Source organism: Peptostreptococcus sp. MV1, assembly GCF_000758885.1.
In the GTDB taxonomy this organism is placed as follows: Bacteria; Bacillota; Clostridia; order Peptostreptococcales; family Peptostreptococcaceae; genus Peptostreptococcus.
The window spans coordinates 1-2,728 of the sequence record NZ_JRNB01000037.1 but is presented as its reverse complement, the minus strand read 5'-3'; the positions used below and the strand labels follow the sequence as shown (position 1 = coordinate 2,728).

The 2,728-nt window shown below is 34.2% G+C and carries 3 protein-coding genes; all 3 read right to left on the bottom strand.

From position 1 onward, the window contains the following. Nucleotides 1–103: 103 nt before the first annotated feature. The 3 genes from HMPREF1639_RS02700 to HMPREF1639_RS08925 all read right to left on the bottom strand — a co-directional run bounded on the left by HMPREF1639_RS02700 (nt 104) and on the right by HMPREF1639_RS08925 (nt 2,548). The gene (locus tag HMPREF1639_RS02700) at nt 104–1,060 is read right to left on the bottom strand and encodes an MORN repeat-containing protein (protein WP_036763004.1); all 957 of its coding nucleotides are present in this window, start codon (nt 1,058–1,060) and stop codon (nt 104–106) included. Nucleotides 1,061–1,152: 92 nt separating this feature from the next. Further along, complete coding sequence (locus HMPREF1639_RS02695) at nt 1,153–2,019, bottom strand: YitT family protein (RefSeq protein WP_036763003.1); 867 nt, start codon at nt 2,017–2,019, stop codon at nt 1,153–1,155. A 22-nt stretch (nt 2,020–2,041) separates the two neighbouring features. Beyond that, nucleotides 2,042–2,548: a rubredoxin-like domain-containing protein gene (locus HMPREF1639_RS08925; protein WP_052045392.1), complete on the bottom strand. Its 507-nt coding sequence runs from the start codon at nt 2,546–2,548 to the stop codon at nt 2,042–2,044. Nucleotides 2,549–2,728: the final 180 nt, after the last annotated feature.

The window sequence follows — 2,728 nt, the reverse complement described above, 5'->3', positions numbered from 1 at the left end:
TACGCCCTACGTGGACTTTCACCACAGACTGACGGCATGCCCGTCATACATAAAATAAGGATACCCTAAAAACTAGGATATCCTTTGACTTACAAAAGTATACCTATAGCATAGCTGCTATAATATCTTCAAATGACTTATCAAATATAGATGGCTTGTCAAATTTCCAAGTACCCTGATAAACAGGATCTCCATTTAAATAGAAAGTTCCTTCGCCATGCTTTTCTCCCTGCTGGAAATCGCCTTCATACCACTTGTTCCTATTCCAGATATACTTGCCCTTACCATGTATCTGACCTAGTTTCCACTCACCATCATAGATGAGTTCTCCCTTTGAGTTAAAGCATGAACCCTTTCCATCCATCTTACCATCCTTAAAATCGCCAATAAATATATAGCCATCACTCCAAGTATAGATACCTAGTCCTTCTTTTCTGCCATCAATCCAATTCCCTAGATATTCATCTCCATTGTTATACTTCATGCGGCCAATTCCACTACTCTTATTATCCTTGAAGTTACCTACATACTCATTTCCATTAGAAAAAGTAAAGGACCCTCTACCTTCTCTGACTCCATTGGAGAAATTACCTATATATTCAGTATTAATACTTGAGTCATCGCTCTCATCAGGTTGGAATATATATGAACCAACACCTATCATCTTGCCGTCCAAAAGCCTACCAATATACATATCTCCATTAGAGAATTTATAAATTTGAACCATATCATTTTCTCTAGCCAAATTCAACCTATCTTCTTCGCTATCATCAAGGAAGCCAACTATATCCGCTAAATTTTCATTTTTAACCAGCTCTTCCTTTTTGGACTCGATATATATCTCTTCCTCCTTATTGGCAGCCAACCTCTCCTTTATCTTATCAGAAGGTTCCCCCAATAAAAGTTTTTCTAGCTCATAGACTTCTTCATCACTAGCAAATATTCCCTTTTTCAAGGCATTGCTCTTCTTTATTTTAAATAACTTTAAATTCTTCTTTATATCATCAATTTCATTTATATAACTGGTATACAATTCTACATAATTATTTGATATACTCAAACTAACCCCTCCGTTCAATAGACATCTATACTAATTATATAATATTTTTTAATATTTTAAAAGGATTTTATCCACAGACAAGCCTTAAAATATTATAGGTCCTTAGACTTAAATCCCCTACCCTTGACTTCTGTGATATCATTGATAGTTATAAATGCCCTTGGGTCAATTTTAAAGGCTATCTCCTTAATTTTAGGTATCTCATTTGAAGATACTATAGTATAGATTAATTTTTTACTTGCTCCTGTATAGGCACCCTCTGCATGTATAAAGGTTACCCCTCTTATCATTGCCTTCATAATATCATCAGCTATCAAGTCTGGCTTCTCAGATATAATTATCAGCGACTTCTGATAGTTCATAGCATCCTTAATAAATCCAAGAGCCAAGGAGCTAATGTAAAAACCTATTAGGGTATACAGTCCCAACCTAAGGCTAAACAATATACTTCCAACCATTACGACTATCACATTAAAAGCAAAGCTGGTATCTTTTATTTCAATATTTTTCTTCATTTTCAATATTGCAGCGATTATATCCGTACCACCAGTAGATGCCCTAGCCCTAAAGACAAGGCCTATACCAATACCATTTAAAAATCCGCCAAATATAGTCTGCAAAAACATATCATCAATCGGTATAATAGTTCCTACATCTTGGGTCAAACCAAGTATTAGGGAATATATCATCATATTAAATAAGCTAAGTATACAGAATTCCTTCTTTAAATATATAAATCCCAACAAAAAAATCGGTATATTTAGTATAAAGGTTCCTATACCAACATTTATACCAGTTAAGTAGTTTATAGCAGTTGCAAATCCTGTTACACCTCCACTTAAAAGGTGGGCTTGACGTAAAAAACCATTTACACCTACCGCCGAAATACTCAGTCCCAGTATCATAGTGGCAAACCTCAAAGAAGGATGCTCACTAAACCTATCTCTAACTTGACTCATTATTTCCTCCCCTAGCCACTAGCTAAATCATCAATGCCTTTAAATTTTTCTTATTATCTTCTAGAACATCCACAACCTCAGTTAGGTCCATATCAGATATTGACTCAATGAACTTGTCGACTTTATTCATTTCATTTTCCAGCTTCTTCTCTAGTTCAAGCTTATTTGCACCAGATGAAACCTCCAAAAATTCACCTGAATAGATCATATATATAGCTGCCTGGTCTAATAACTCCAAGGCAATATTATTAAAATACTCTTCTTTCTCCAAATCATCCTCCATAAAAGCACTCTTGGCCATAGCAGATGCAACTGCTGCCAACCTAGACGTAGAATCTATCAACTGTCTTAAAATCTTTATAGAAATATCATCCAAATCCTCTATCAAAGTATAATTGATTTTTTGACCTTCAACAACTTGATCCATCTCTACAAAGACACTCTTATCATAGGCACACACTGGGCATACTTCTGGAGCCTCGTTTCCAATATGAATATAACCACACTCTTTACACTTAAACCGCTTCATTTCAACACCTCACATTTCAAATTGATTCATATCTACATATCTCAACATATAATACATCATATCTATTGCCTTGTCTATATTCATAAAGAAATTTATAAAAATTTTATAATAATTTAATACTTTTCTTCATGATAGTGTAAAATAAGTATGGAGTTTTTGAAATAAAAAATAGAGATTACA

What these genes read in the sequence shown, in the direction of transcription:
- HMPREF1639_RS02695 (WP_036763003.1), bottom strand. Translation starts at nt 2,019, where the DNA reads ATGAGTCAAGTTAGAGATAGGTTTAGTGAGCATCCTTCTTTGAGGTTT.
- HMPREF1639_RS08925 (WP_052045392.1), bottom strand. Translation starts at nt 2,548, where the DNA reads ATGAAGCGGTTTAAGTGTAAAGAGTGTGGTTATATTCATATTGGAAAC.